The organism is Roseomonas sp. GC11, assembly GCF_024437745.1.
Lineage (GTDB): Bacteria > Pseudomonadota > Alphaproteobacteria > Acetobacterales > Acetobacteraceae > Pseudoroseomonas.
The window spans coordinates 20259-34044 of the sequence record NZ_JANFNY010000023.1; the positions used below are offsets into that span (position 1 = coordinate 20259).

Annotated in this window: 12 protein-coding genes; all 12 read left to right on the forward strand. The window is 67.8% G+C overall.

Annotated features, from left to right (window positions below; translation table 11 throughout):
* The first annotated feature begins 2 nt into the window (after positions 1 to 2).
* The 12 genes from nuoG to NON00_RS09410 all read left to right on the forward strand — a co-directional run bounded on the left by nuoG (position 3) and on the right by NON00_RS09410 (position 13522).
* Entirely contained in the window at positions 3 to 2087 is a 2085-nt protein-coding gene (gene nuoG / locus NON00_RS09355; protein ID WP_256020051.1) for an NADH-quinone oxidoreductase subunit NuoG, read from the forward strand.
* 6 nt (positions 2088 to 2093) lie between these two features.
* A complete protein-coding gene (gene nuoH / locus NON00_RS09360) occupies positions 2094 to 3104 on the forward strand; it encodes an NADH-quinone oxidoreductase subunit NuoH (RefSeq protein ID WP_256020052.1) in 1011 nt (336 codons plus the stop codon).
* A 77-nt stretch (positions 3105 to 3181) separates the two neighbouring features.
* On the forward strand, positions 3182 to 3673 hold the full coding sequence (gene nuoI / locus NON00_RS09365; RefSeq protein WP_256020053.1) for an NADH-quinone oxidoreductase subunit NuoI: 492 nt from the start codon (positions 3182 to 3184) through the stop codon (positions 3671 to 3673).
* 126 nt (positions 3674 to 3799) lie between these two features.
* Positions 3800 to 4528, forward strand: a complete 729-nt coding sequence (locus tag NON00_RS09370; RefSeq protein ID WP_256020054.1) for an NADH-quinone oxidoreductase subunit J — start codon at positions 3800 to 3802, stop codon at positions 4526 to 4528.
* 1 nt (position 4529) lies between these two features.
* On the forward strand, positions 4530 to 4841 hold the full coding sequence (gene nuoK / locus NON00_RS09375) for an NADH-quinone oxidoreductase subunit NuoK (protein ID WP_256020096.1): 312 nt from the start codon (positions 4530 to 4532) through the stop codon (positions 4839 to 4841).
* 4 nt (positions 4842 to 4845) lie between these two features.
* Positions 4846 to 6762: an NADH-quinone oxidoreductase subunit L gene (gene nuoL / locus NON00_RS09380; protein WP_256020055.1), complete on the forward strand. Its 1917-nt coding sequence runs from the start codon at positions 4846 to 4848 to the stop codon at positions 6760 to 6762.
* Positions 6759 to 8270, forward strand: coding sequence for an NADH-quinone oxidoreductase subunit M (locus NON00_RS09385; protein ID WP_256020056.1), 1512 nt, complete (start codon positions 6759 to 6761; stop codon positions 8268 to 8270). The genes nuoL and NON00_RS09385 overlap by 4 nt, the downstream gene beginning before the upstream one ends.
* Before the next feature lie 5 nt (positions 8271 to 8275).
* A complete protein-coding gene (nuoN, locus tag NON00_RS09390) occupies positions 8276 to 9694 on the forward strand; it encodes an NADH-quinone oxidoreductase subunit NuoN (RefSeq protein ID WP_256020057.1) in 1419 nt (472 codons plus the stop codon).
* Positions 9695 to 9771: 77 nt separating this feature from the next.
* Positions 9772 to 10521, forward strand: coding sequence for a biotin--[acetyl-CoA-carboxylase] ligase (locus NON00_RS09395; protein WP_256020058.1), 750 nt, complete (start codon positions 9772 to 9774; stop codon positions 10519 to 10521).
* 63 nt (positions 10522 to 10584) lie between these two features.
* Positions 10585 to 11403 (forward strand): type III pantothenate kinase, encoded by an 819-nt coding sequence (locus NON00_RS09400; protein WP_256020059.1) that lies wholly within the window; start codon positions 10585 to 10587, stop codon positions 11401 to 11403.
* 73 nt (positions 11404 to 11476) lie between these two features.
* Positions 11477 to 13138: a ribonuclease J gene (locus NON00_RS09405; RefSeq protein WP_256020060.1), complete on the forward strand. Its 1662-nt coding sequence runs from the start codon at positions 11477 to 11479 to the stop codon at positions 13136 to 13138.
* Between the two features lie 123 nt (positions 13139 to 13261).
* The gene (locus NON00_RS09410; protein WP_256020061.1) at positions 13262 to 13522 is read left to right on the forward strand and encodes a DUF1467 family protein; all 261 of its coding nucleotides are present in this window, start codon (positions 13262 to 13264) and stop codon (positions 13520 to 13522) included.
* Positions 13523 to 13786 lie beyond the last annotated feature (264 nt).

Here is a 13786-nt window from a genome sequence, read left to right on the forward strand (position 1 = left end):
CCATGGCCAAGGTTACGATCGACGGGATCGAGGTGGAGGTCCCCAACGGCTCCACCGTGCTCCAGGCCTGCGAGGCGGCGGGGAAGGAAATTCCCCGCTTCTGCTACCATGAGCGCCTCTCGGTGGCCGGCAATTGCCGCATGTGCCTCGTCGAGGTGGAGAAGGCGCCGAAGCCCGTCGCCTCCTGCGCCTATCCGGTGGCCGACGGCATGAAGGTCTTCACGGATAGCGAGGTGGTCCGCAAGGCCCGCCGCGGCGTCATGGAGTTCCTGCTGATCAACCACCCGCTCGACTGCCCGATCTGCGACCAGGGCGGCGAGTGCGACCTGCAGGACCAGGCGACGGCCTATGGCGGCGAGGGCGGCCGCTACCGCGAGCAGAAGCGCGCGGTGAAGGACAAGTACATGGGTCCGCTGGTCAAGACGATCATGACCCGCTGCATCCAGTGCACCCGCTGCGTGCGCTTCGCCACCGAGGTGGCGGGCGTGCCGGAGCTGGGTGCGACCGGCCGCGGCGAGGACATGCAGATCGGCACCTATGTCGAGAAGGCGCTGACCACCGAGCTGTCGGGCAACCTGATCGACATCTGCCCGGTCGGCGCGCTGACCAGCCGGCCCTATGCCTTCGTCTCCCGCCCCTGGGAGCTGCGCAAGACGGACAGCATCGACGTGCTGGACGCGGTGGGTGCGAATATCCGCATCGACACGCGCGGCCCCGAGGTGCTGCGCATCCTGCCCCGCACCAATGAGGATGTGAACGAGGAGTGGATGGCCGACCGTGGCCGCTTCTCCTTCGACGGGCTGAAGCGCAAGCGGCTCGACCGCCCCTGGATCCGGACGGACGGAAAGCTGCGCCCGGCTGGCTGGGAAGAGGCCTTCGGCGTCATCGCCGCGAAGTTCAAGGGGCTGCCGGGCCATCGCCTGGGCGCCGTGGCCGGTGATCTGGTCGATGCCGAGAGCGCCTTCGCGCTCCGCGCGCTGATGGCGGGCCTCGGCTCGGCCAATCTGGACTGCCGGCAGGATGGCGCGGCGCTCGATGTCTCGCGCCGCGATTTCTACCTGTTCAACAGCGGCATCGCCGGGGTGGACGAGGCGGATGCGCTGCTGATCATCGGCAGCAACCCGCGCCAGGAAGCGCCGGTGCTGAACGCGCGCATCCGCAAGCGCTTCGTCGGCGGCGGGCTGAAGGTGGCCTATATCGGCCCGAAGGGGCTGAACCTCACCTACAAGGCCGAGCATCTGGGCGATGGGCCGGAGGCGCTGGCGGCGCTGCTGGCCGGCCAGGGTGCCTTCGCCGAGGTGCTGAAGGGCGCGCAGAAGCCGATGATCCTGCTGGGCCGCGCGGCCACCGCCCGGCCCGATGGCGCGGCCGTGCTGGCCGCCGCCTGGGAACTGGCCCAGCGCTCCGGCGCGCTGACGCCGGAATGGCACGGCTTCAACCTGCTGCACCTCTTCGGCGGGCAGGTCGGCGCGCTGGAGGCCGGCTTCGTGCCCGGCCCGGGCGGGCTGGACCTTGCCGGCATGCTGGGCGGCGGTGTCGATGCGCTGTGGCTGCTCGGCGCTGATGGCTTCGACCCGGCGCTGATCGGCGAGAACACCTTCGTCGTCTACCAGGGCCATCATGGTGACCGGGCGGCGGCGCGGGCGGATGTCATCCTGCCCGGCGCGGCCTATACCGAGAAGGAAGGCACCTACGTCAACACCGAGGGCCGCGTGCAGCGCGGCCGCCTGGCGGTGCACCCGCCGGGCGAGGCGCGGGAGGACTGGCGCATCCTGCGCGCCGCCGGCGCCGCCCTTGGCGTCGAACTCTCCTTCGACACGCTGGAGGCGCTGCGCGCCCGCATGGTGGCGGCCAACCCGCTGCTCGGCGCGGTGGATGGGCGGCTGGCCGGCGGCTGCGCCGACACCACCGGCCCCCGCGCCGGCGGCGCGACGGGTACGGGCGCCGGCGGCGCGCTGGGCACGGCGCCCTTCGCCCTGGCGATCACCGATTACTGGCAGGCGGATGCGATCAGCCGCGCCTCGGGCACCATGGCCGAGTGCAGCCGCATCTACAACGACGCCACGCCGAAGCTGGCGGCGGAGTAACGAGGCATGGACGCTTTCCTCGCTTCCCCCATCGGGATCCTCGCCATCACGGTGGCGCAGACCCTGGCGCTGCTGGTGCCGCTGCTGATCGGCGTCGCCTACATGACCTATGCCGAGCGCAAGATCATGGCGGCGATGCAGATGCGCAAAGGGCCGAACGTGGTCGGCCCCTTCGGCCTGCTGCAGCCCTTCGCCGACGCGCTGAAGATGCTGCTGAAGGAGACGATCATCCCCTCCGGCGCCAGCCGCGGGCTGTTCATCTTCGGCCCGATGCTGACGCTGATCCTGGCGCTGATCGCCTGGGCGGTGATCCCGGTGAATGATGGCTGGGCCATCGCCGACATCAATGTGGGCGTGCTCTACCTGCTGGCCATCTCCTCGCTCGGCGTCTATGGCATCGTCATCGCCGGCTGGGCCTCGAACTCCAAATACGCCTTCCTGGGCGCGCTGCGCTCGGCGGCGCAGATGGTGTCCTACGAAGTCTCGATGGGCCTGATCATCGTGACGGTGCTGCTCTGCGTGGGCAGCCTGAACCTCTCGGACGTGGTGCGGGCGCAGAAGACCGTGTGGTTCTTCATCCCGCTCTTCCCGATGTTCATCATCTTCTTCATCTCGATCCTGGCCGAGACGAACCGCCCGCCCTTCGACCTGGCGGAGGGCGAGTCCGAGCTGGTGGCGGGCTTCATGGTGGAATACTCCTCCATGACCTACGCCCTGTTCTTCCTGGGCGAATACGCCAACATGATCCTGATGTCGGGGATGACCGCCATCCTCTTCCTCGGGGGCTGGCTGCCGCCCTTCGACATCGCGCCCTTCAACTGGGTGCCGGGCCCGATCTGGTTCATCCTCAAGATCTGCCTCTGCCTCTTCGCCTTCGTCTGGGTGCGCGCGACCTTCCCGCGCTACCGCTACGACCAGCTGATGCGGCTGGGCTGGAAGGTCTTCCTGCCCTTCACCCTCGGCTGGCTGGTGCTGACGGCCTTCGTGCTGAAGATCATGGGGTGGCTGCCGGCATGAGCCTGCCCCTGATCCCCCGCATGATTTCCCCTGTCCAACCCGGAAGCGCGGGCTGCCCCCGCGCGGCGAGGTGAGAGATGGCGACGCTGGACCGCATGGCGCGCAGCTTCCTGCTGGCCGAACTGGCCTCGGGCATGGCGCTGACGCTCAAGTATTTCTTCGCGCCCAACAAGAGCACGATCAGCTACCCCTTCGAGAAGACGGCGCTCTCGCCGCGCTTCAAGGGGGAGCACGCGCTGCGCCGCTACCCCAATGGGGAAGAACGCTGCATCGCCTGCAAGCTGTGCGAGGCCGTCTGCCCCGCGCTGGCCATCACCATCGAGGCCGAGCCGCGTGAGGATGGCAGCCGCCGCACCACGCGCTACGACATCGACATGACGAAGTGCATCTATTGCGGCATGTGCGAGGAAGCCTGCCCGGTCGATGCCATCGTCGAGGGGCCGAATTTCGAGTTCGCGACCGAGACGCGGGCGGAGCTGATCTACAACAAGGATCGGCTGCTCTCGAATGGCGACCGGTGGGAACCCGAGATCGCCCGTCGCCTCGAACTCGACGCGCCTTACCGCTGATCCCGCGGCGGGGAGGGGTCCGGTCGTGTCCCTCCCCACGGCCTTCCTTCACGGCCCCGTCCTCCTGCCAGGACGGCTCATTTGGAACGGTGCCATGATGCTGCATCTGCACGCGGGCGGGCTGCAATGATTGCCGCACTCGCCTTCTATGTCTTCGCGGCCATCCTGATCGCGTCCGCGGTCATGGTGGTGACCAGCCGCAATCCCGTGCACAGCGTGCTGTTCCTGATCCTGGCGTTCTTCAACGCCGCGGCGCTGTTCCTGATCGCGGGTGCCGAATTCCTGGCGATGATCCTGGTCATCGTCTATGTCGGCGCGGTGGCGGTGTTGTTCCTGTTCATCGTCATGATGCTGGACATCGACTTCAGCCGCCTGCGGGAAGGCTTCCAGCGCTACGCGCCGATCGGCGCGGTGATCGGGGCGATCCTCTTCCTGGAGCTGCTCTTCGTCTTCGGATCGTGGGAATTCGCCCCCGATGCCGCGGCGCTGCGGCTCAACGCCATGCCGGAGGGCGGGGTCAGCAACACCCATGCGCTCGGCCAGCTGATCTACACGGACTATGTCTACCTCTTCCAGGTGGCGGGGCTGATCCTGCTGGTCGCCATGATCGGCGCCATCGTGCTGACGCTGCGCGACAAGCCGGCCACGAGCCGCCGCCAGGACATCGCCGTGCAGGTCGCGCGCGCCGAGGCGGTGGCGCTGAAGCAGGTGCCGGCGCGCACCGGCCTCGGCCAGCTCGGCATCCTGCGCCCGGCCCTGCCGGAGGCGCCCAAGCCCAAGGCCGTCCACCACGACGCGCATGGCCATGCGCATGGCCACGGGCATGACGACCATCACGGCGGGGGGCACCACTGAGATGCTGACCATCGGCCTTGGCCACTACCTGACGGTGAGCGCGATCCTCTTCGTGCTCGGCGTCTTCGGCATCTTCATGAACCGGAAGAACGTCATCGTCATCCTGATGGCGATCGAGCTGATCCTGCTCTCGGTGAACCTCAACCTGGTCGCCTTCTCCTCGGCGCTGCAGGATCTCACCGGGCAGGTCTTCACCCTCTTCGTGCTGACCGTCGCGGCGGCCGAGGCGGCGATCGGCCTCGCCATCGTGGTCATCTATTTCCGCAACCGCGGCAGCATCGAGGTGGAGGATATCTCCACTCTGAAGGGCTAGGCGCATGTTTGTCGGTGCCGTCTTCTTCCCGCTGCTGGGCGCCTCGATCTCCGGCTTCCTGGGCCGCTGGATCGGTGACAAGCCCGCGCAGTGGGCCACCGTGATCTGCATGGCGCTCGCCGCCTTCTGCGGTCTCTCGGCCTTCGCGCAGGTCGCGCTCGGCCACGCCCCGGCCACGGTCGAGATCATGACCTGGCTCGATGCCGGCGGGCTGCAGCTCTCCTGGGCGCTGCGCTTCGACACGCTCTCCGCCATGATGGTGGGCATGGTCACGCTGATCTCGACCATGATCCACCTCTACAGCGTCGGCTACATGTCGCATGACCCGACGCAGCCGCGCTTCTTCGCCTATCTGTCGCTCTTCACCTTCATGATGCTCATGCTGGTGACGGCCGATAACCTGCTCCAGCTCTTCTTCGGCTGGGAAGGCGTGGGCCTCGCGAGCTACCTGCTGATCGGCTACTGGTATGAGAAGGAAAGCGCCAACCGCGCGGCGATGAAGGCCTTCATCGTCAACCGCGTGGGCGACCTCTTCTTCATGCTGGGCATGGGCCTGACCTTCTGGACCTTCGGCAGCATCGAGTTCGACAGCATCTTCCAGGGCGTCGAGGCGGCGCAGAAGCTCACCTTCGCCGGCTACCCGGTGCTTGAGGTGATCGCACTGCTCTTCTTCCTGGGCGCCATGGGCAAGTCGGCGCAGATCGGCCTGCACACCTGGCTGCCGGACGCGATGGAGGGCCCGACCCCGGTCTCCGCCCTCATCCATGCCGCCACCATGGTCACCGCCGGCGTCTTCCTGATGGCGCGCATGTCGCCCATCATCGAATACGCGCCGAACGTGCTGGGCTTCGTCACCGTCATCGGCGCGACGACGGCGCTCTTCGCCGCCTCGGTCGGCATGGTGCAGAACGACATCAAGCGGGTCATCGCCTATTCGACCTGCTCGCAGCTCGGCTACATGTTCTTCGCCGTCGGCGTCGGCGCCTATCAGGCGGCGGTGTTCCACCTCTTCACCCACGCCTTCTTCAAGGCGCTGCTCTTCCTGGGCGCGGGCTCCGTCATCCACGCCATGTCGGACGAGCAGGATATCCGCCGCATGGGCGGGATCTGGAAGAAGATCCCCATCACCTACGCCATGTTCTGGATCGGCTCGCTGGCCCTGGCGGGCGCGCCCTTCTTCGCCGGCTACTACTCCAAGGACATGATCCTGGAGGCGGCCTTCGCCGGCCATGGCTGGACCGCCACCTATGCCTTCACCTGCGGCATCATCGCCGCCTTCCTGACCGCCTTCTACTCCTGGCGGCTCATCATCATGACCTTCCACGGCGCGCCGCGGGCCGACCATCACACGATGGAGCACGTGCATGAGAGCCCGGCGGTCATGCTGATCCCGCTCTTCGTGCTGGCGCTCGGCGCGCTCTTCACCGGCGCGGTCTTCTATGACGACTTCGTCGGCCACCACTGGGCCGAGTTCTGGAACGGCGCCATCGTCAACGCCCCGCACAACCACATCATGCACGAGGCCCACGAGGTCCCGGGCTGGGTGCCGCTGGCGCCGACGGTGGTGGGCCTGGCCGGCATCGCCCTCGCCTATGTGCTCTACATGTTCGCCCCCGCCATTCCGGGGAAGGTGGCGGCGGCCGTGCCCGGCCTTTACCGCTTCCTGCTGAACAAGTGGTACTTCGACGAGCTGTATGACCGCCTCTTCGTCCAGCCCGCGCGCTGCCTGGCGCAGCTGCTGTGGAAGGTGGGCGATGTGAAGATCATCGACGGCATGCCCAATGGCGCCGCCAGCCTGACCGCCCTGGCCTCGCTGCGGGTGGTGAAGCTCCAGTCCGGCCGGGTGGCGAATTATGCCTTCGCCATGATCATCGGGCTGGTCCTCTTCGTCTCCATCTTCCTCTTCGGGGTTGGCCGATGAACACCGCGGGATTTCCCCTGCTGTCGCTGCTCACCTTCCTGCCGCTGGTGGGCGCGGCCATCATCCTCTTCGTGCGGGGGGAGGAGGCGGCCATCGCCTCCAACGCCCGCTGGACGGCGCTGTGGACCAGCCTGATCACCTTCGGGCTCTCGCTGATCCTGTGGTTCCAGTTCGACAAGACGACGGCGGCCTTCCAGTTCGTCGAGAAGCTGGACTGGATGCCGGAATTCGGCCTCGGCTACTACATGGGCGTGGACGGCATCTCGGTGCTCTTCGTCCTGCTCTCCACCGCGCTGACGCCGCTCTGCATCCTCTCCTCCTGGGAGGCGGTGCAGAACCGGGTGCGCGAATACATGGTCGCCTTCCTGGTGCTCGAGACGATGATGGTCGGCATGTTCAGCTCGCTGGACATGGTGATGTTCTACATCTTCTTCGAGGGCGTCCTGATCCCGATGTTCCTCATCATCGGCGTCTGGGGCGGGGCGCGCCGGGTCTATGCGGCCTACAAGCTGTTCCTCTACACCCTGCTCGGCTCGCTGCTCATGCTGCTGGCCATGCTGGTGCTGTGGTATGAGGCCGGCACCTCCTCCATCCCGGCGCTGTTCGAGCTGCATCTGCCGCCCACGCTGCAGGTCTGGCTGTTCCTGGCCTTCCTCGCCTCCTTCGCGGTGAAGGTGCCGATGTGGCCCGTCCACACCTGGCTGCCGGACGCGCATGTGGAGGCACCGACCGCCGGTTCCGTCATCCTGGCCGGCGTGCTGCTGAAGATGGGGGCCTATGGCTTCCTGCGCTTCTCGCTGCCGCTGCTGCCGCAGGCCACCGAGTGGTTCGCGCCGCTGATCTTCGCCCTCTCCGTCATCGCCGTCGTCTACACCTCGCTGGTGGCGCTGGCGCAGGAGGACATGAAGAAGCTGATCGCCTATTCCTCGGTCGCCCATATGGGCATCGTGACGATCGGCATCTTCACCCTGAACCACCAGGGCATTTCCGGCGCCATCTTCCAGATGCTGAGCCACGGCGTCGTCTCCGGCGCGCTCTTCCTCTGCGTCGGCGTGCTGTATGACCGGGTGCACTCGCGCGAGATCGCCCGCTATGGCGGCGTGGCCAAGATCATGCCGGCCTATGCGATGGTGTTCATGCTGTTCACCATGGGCTCCGTCGCGCTGCCCGGCACCGCCGGCTTCCCCGGCGAGTTCCTGGTGATCGTGGGGGCCTGGCATGCCAGCCCCTGGGTGGCGCTGGGCGCGGGCCTCGGCATGATCCTGGGCGCGGCCTATATGCTCTACCTCTATCGCCGCGTCGTCTTCAGCAAGATCACCCGCGAGGACCTGAAGGCCCTGCTGGACCTCAGCCCGCGCGAATACGTGACCTTCGCGCCGCTGGTGCTGCTGACGCTGTGGATGGGGGTCTATCCCTCCTCCTTCCTCTCCTTCTTCGAGGCCAGCGTCGCGGCGCTCGTCACGCGGCATGAAGCCGCGATGGCGCTGCCGCGTCTGGCCGGGATGTGACGGGCATGAACTGGACCCTCATCCTCCCCGAGCTCGCGCTGGCGCTGTCGGGGCTTGCCGCCCTGGTCGCCGGCGTGCTGCCCAGGCGCGACACCAGCTTCGCCATCAACATGGCGGTGCTGGGCGGGCTGCTGCTCGCCGGCGTGCTGGTGCTGGCCCAGCCGGAAGGCGTGGCCTTTGGCGGGCAATATGTCTCGGACGCCTTCACCCGCTTCGTGAAGCTGCTGGTGGTGGCCGGCGCCGGGCTCGGCCTGCTCGTCGCCCTCGACTGGAACGCCAAGGAAGGGCTGGCGAAGTTCGAATACCCGCTGCTGCTGCTGTTCAGCACGCTGGGCATGATGGTCATGATTTCCGCCAATGACCTCATCGCCCTCTATATGGGCCTCGAACTGCTCTCGCTCTCGCTCTACGTCATCGCCGCCTTCAACCGCGACAGCGAGCGTTCGGCGGAATCCGGCCTGAAGTATTTCGTGCTCGGCTCGCTGGCCTCGGGCCTGCTGCTCTATGGCTCCAGCCTGATCTATGGCTTCTCCGGCTCGACCAATTTCGACCGCATCGCCGATGCGGTCGGGGCGGCGAGCGGCGCGCCCTTCGGCCTCGTCATCGGCCTCGTCTTTGTCCTGGCGGCGCTGGCCTTCAAGGTCTCGGCGGTGCCCTTCCACATGTGGACGCCGGACGTCTATGAGGGCGCGCCGACGCCGGTGACGGCCTTCTTCGCCTCCGCCCCCAAGGTCGCGGCCATCGCGCTGCTGGCCCGCGTGGCGGCCGGCCCATTCGGCGACCTCGTGGCGCAGTGGCAGCAGGTCATCATCCTGGCCTCGCTGGGCTCGATGATCCTGGGCGCGCTGGCGGCGATCGGGCAGAAGAACATCAAGCGCCTGATGGCCTATTCCTCGATCGGCCATGTCGGCTATGCGCTGATGGGCCTCGCGGTGGGCAGTGAGCTGGGCCTGCGTGGCCTGCTGCTCTACATCGCCATCTACCTCTTCACCAATGTCGGCGCCTTTGCTGTGCTGGTGGCGATGCGGCGCAAGGGCCGCGCGCTGGAGGGGGTGGACGACCTCGCCGGCCTGGGCAAGACGGACCCGGCCATGGCCCTGGCCATGACCCTCTTCATGCTCTCCATGGCGGGCATTCCGCCGCTGGCCGGCTTCTTCGGCAAGCTTTACGTCTTCCTGGCGGCTGTCCAGGGCGGCTACTGGGTGTTGGCCGTGGTGGGCGTGCTGACCTCCGCCATCTCCGCCTATTATTACCTGCGCGTCATTAAGGTCATGTATTTCGACAGTGGCGATGCGCTGGATCCGCGCCCGACCAGCCTTTCCGTTGTGCTGGCCGGCACGGGCCTCTTCACCATCTTCTTCTTCCTGTTCCCGGCCCCGTTCCTGGCCGCGGCGCAGGCGGCGGTGAACGCGCTGGTCGGCTGACCCGTCCCAACGGACAGAAAAAAGAAGGGGGTCTGGGGGAATTCATTCCCCCAGGCTCTTTTTTTATCCTGGTGCTCATGTCCTTACCGTCTCTCCCTCCCTTGTCCTGGCGCCTCGCCGTCCATGACGAACTGCCGAGCACCCAGGACCTGATCCTGGCCGCCGCTGCCGCGGGCGAGCCTGAGGGCCTGGCCGTGCTGGCGCGCCGCCAGAGCGCGGGCCGTGGCACGCAGGGCCGCCCCTGGCACTCCCCCACCGGCAATCTTTTTCTGTCTGTTCTCCTCCGCCCGCAGGCCCCGGCGCGCAGCCTACCCTTCTGGTCTTTGCTTTCGGTGGTGGCGCTGGCCGATGCGCTGGCACCTTTCCTGCCCGACCCGTCGCGCCTGTCCGTCAAATGGCCGAATGATCTTTTGCTGGGCGGCGCCAAATGCGCCGGCATCCTGACGCAGGGCCAGCCCGACATGGCGGGGGGCATTGCCTGGGTCATTCCCGGCATCGGCGTGAATCTGGCCGAGGCGCCCGCCCTGCCGGACCGCCCGACCGCCTCCCTGGCCCAGGAGGGCATCACCCCGCCGGAGCCCGTGGTCTTCGCCTGGGCCCTGCTCGAGTCGCTGGCGCATTGGCGCAACCGCCTCCTGACCGAAGGTTTTCCCCCGCTCCGGGAGGCGTGGATGGCGCGCGGCCCCCGGCTGGACACCCCGCTTTCCCTGCGCCAGCCCCAGGGCGAGCTGTCCGGCCTCTACCGCGGGTTGACCGAGGAGGGTCGATTGCTGCTATGCAACAATTCCGGGCTGGTCGCCGTGGCGTCCGGCGAGGTCGCGGGCTAGACCAGGGCCGGCCGCGGGCGGGCCGGAAAGGTGGCCGCCATGCTGGCCGGGGAGAGGAAAACGATGCTGCTCGCCATCGATGCCGGCAATACGAATGTGGTCTTCGCCATCCATGATGGCGCGGAGTGGCGCGGGCGCTGGCGCATCCGCACCGATGCCGCGCGCACCAGCGACGAATACGCGGTGTGGCTGCTGGCGCTGCTCGGCCATGCCGGCATCCGGGCGGAGCAGATCGAGCGCTGCGTGATCGGCACGGTGGTGCCGGCGGCGCTCTACAATCTCCGCCGCCTCTGCCGCGAATGGTTCTCCTGCGAGCCGCTGGTGGCGCGGGCGCCACTGGAATGGGGCTTCCCCATCCGGGTGGACCGGCCGGACGAGGTGGGCGCCGACCGCCTGCTGAACGCCCTGGCCGCGCATCACCATTACCGCGGCCCGCTGGTGGTCATCGATTTCGGCACCGCCACCACCTTCGATGTGGTGGACCGCGATGGCGGCTATCTGGGCGGCGTGATCGCCCCCGGCATCAACCTGTCCATCGAGGCGCTGCACAAGGCGGCGGCGCGGCTACCGCGCATCGGCATCGGCCGTCCGCAATCCGTGATCGGCACCTCGACGGTTCCGGCGATGCAATCCGGTATCTTCTGGGGCTATGTGGGTCTGGTGGAAGGTATCGTCGCGCGCATCGCCGCCGAGTATGGCGCACCGCTCAAGGTCATCGGCACCGGCGGGCTGGCCCCGCTCTTCGCCGAGGGCACGCCGGTGCTGGAGCGCACGGACCCCGATATCACGCTGGAGGGGCTGCGCCTGTTGGCGGAGCGCAACCCCGTCCCCATCTTCCAGCGCACGAGTTTGCCTGACGCGCTCCGGTCCGAGGCGGACTGACGGGCATGCGAGGGCCAAGGAACCTGCCCCGAGGGGCACACACTGCACCGACACACTCAACTGGCGAGTATCAATGGATCTGGACAATGGAGACTTTGCCTTCATCCCGCTGGGCGGGACGGGGGAGATCGGCCTCAACCTGAACGCCTATCGCTGCGACGGGCAGCTTCTGGCGGTGGATTGCGGCATCGGCTTCGGCGGCGCGGAGCAGCCGGAGGCCGAGGTCATGGTCCCCGACCCGGCCTGGCTGGCGGACCGCAAGGACAAGCTGCTGGGGCTGGTGATCACCCATGCGCATGAGGACCATATCGGCGCGGTGGCGCCGCTCTGGCCGCATCTGCGCTGCCCTGTCTATGCCAGCCCCTTCGCCGCCGCCGTGCTGCGGCGCAAGCTGGCCGAGGCCGGGCTGCTCAACCAGGTGAAGCTCGTCACCGTGCCGCTGGGCGGGACGGTGGAGCTTGGCCCCTTCACGCTGCGCTTCATCCGCGTGACGCATTCGGTGCCGGAGCCGCAGTCGCTCGCCATCCGCACGCGCTATGGCACGGTGCTGCACACCGGCGACTGGAAGCTGGACCCGGACCCGCTGGTGGGCGAGCCGGCCGATGAGGCCGCCTTCGCCGAACTGGGCCGCGAGGGCGTGCTGGCCATGGTGTGCGACAGCACCAATGCCCTGGTGGAAGGCCATTCCGGCAGCGAGGGCGAGGTGCGCCGCAATTTCACGGCGCTGATCCGCCAGCTGAAGGGGCGGGTGGCGGTCACCTGCTTCGCCACCAATATCGCGCGCATCGAATCCGTGGCGCTGGCGGCGCAGGCGGCGGGGCGCAAGGTGGCGCTGTTCGGCCGCAGCCTGCGCAATGCCGAGGCGGCGGCGCGCGAATGCGGCTATCTCCAGGCGGTGCCGCCCTTCCTCACCGAGGATGACGCGGATGACGTGCCCGATGACCAGCTGCTGATCATCTGCACCGGCAGCCAGGGTGAGCCGCGCTCGGCCATGGCGAAGATCGCCGCCGATACCCACCCGCGCATCTCGCTGGGGGAGGGGGATACGGTCATCTTCTCCTCGCGCATGATTCCGGGGAATGAGCGCGCCATCCTGCAGATGCAGGACGATCTTGCCCGCGGCGGCTGCAAGGTGATGACGGCGGATGACCATATGGTCCATGTCTCCGGCCACCCGGCGCGGGACGAGCTGCGCCGCCTCTATAGCCTGGTGAAGCCGCGCTTCTCCGTGCCGGTGCATGGCGAGTGGCGGCACCTGCAGGAGCATGCGGCGCTGGCCCGCCAGATGGGGGCCACCCCCGTGCTGGTGGAGGATGGCGATGTGCTGCGCCTTGCCCCGCTCTCCGGCGGCAATGCCGCGCCGGAGGTGGTGGAGGGCGTGCCCACCGGGCGCCTCGTGCTGGATGGGGAGCGCCTGCTGCCGCTGGAAGGCGGCGTGCTGGGCGCGCGGCGGCGGATGCTGTTCAACGGCATCGTGGTGGCGTCGCTGGCGGTGGACCAGTCCGGCCGCGTGATGGGCAGCCCGCAGGTCTCGGCGCCGGGCCTCTTCGACATGGCCGATGCGGAGCCGGGGCAGATCGCCGATGAACTGGCGCGGCTGGTGACCGAGCTGCCGCCGGAGCTGAAGCGCGAGGATGACATGCTGCGCGATGCCGCCCGCACCGCGCTGCGCAAGGCCGTCTCCCGCCGGCTGCGCAAGCGGCCGAGCGTCGAGGTGCATCTGATCCGGGTGTGAGCCCTGGGAGGGCGCTGCCCTCCCAGACCCTCCCGCCGGGGGGACAGGGTCCCCCCGGACCCCACCATCAGGGGCGCTGGCTGGAGGCTGCGGGGGGCTTTTAGCCAAGCACAAGAGGCTGTGATGAACTGGTTCACGGGCGTAATGGTTTACTTCCTCGTGTGGTGGACCGTGCTCTTCGCCATGCTGCCCATCGGCGTGAAGCCGGATGCTGAGGGCAAGGCGCCGGGCGGCTGGCGCGGCGCGCCACAGGCGCCGATGCTGTGGCGCAAGGCGCTGTGGACGACCCTGGCGGCCACGCTGATCTTTGCGGGAATCTATGAACTGGTGACGAGTGACATGTTGAGCTTCCGCCAGGGCTGGCTGGCGATGCCTGGGGATTAGGCAGTTTTGCCTGTCCTGCGCGCGGCATTGCCCTGGTTTTAGCAAAGCGCCCCTTTTCGCCTGTTTTTTTGGCGGAGCCGGGGTGTTTTTGCATTGCAGCGAAGAGGGGGTGGCGGCACCATGAGCCCCAGGAAGAGAGCTGGTTCTCTTCCTGCCGTGTGACTGGCGTTTCCTCCCTAAACTCGGGCCGCACCTCCTGGTGTGGCCCTTTTTTTTGGGGCAGGGCCAGAAGGGCAGGGAGGACGCCCTGGCGTGGGATTTCCG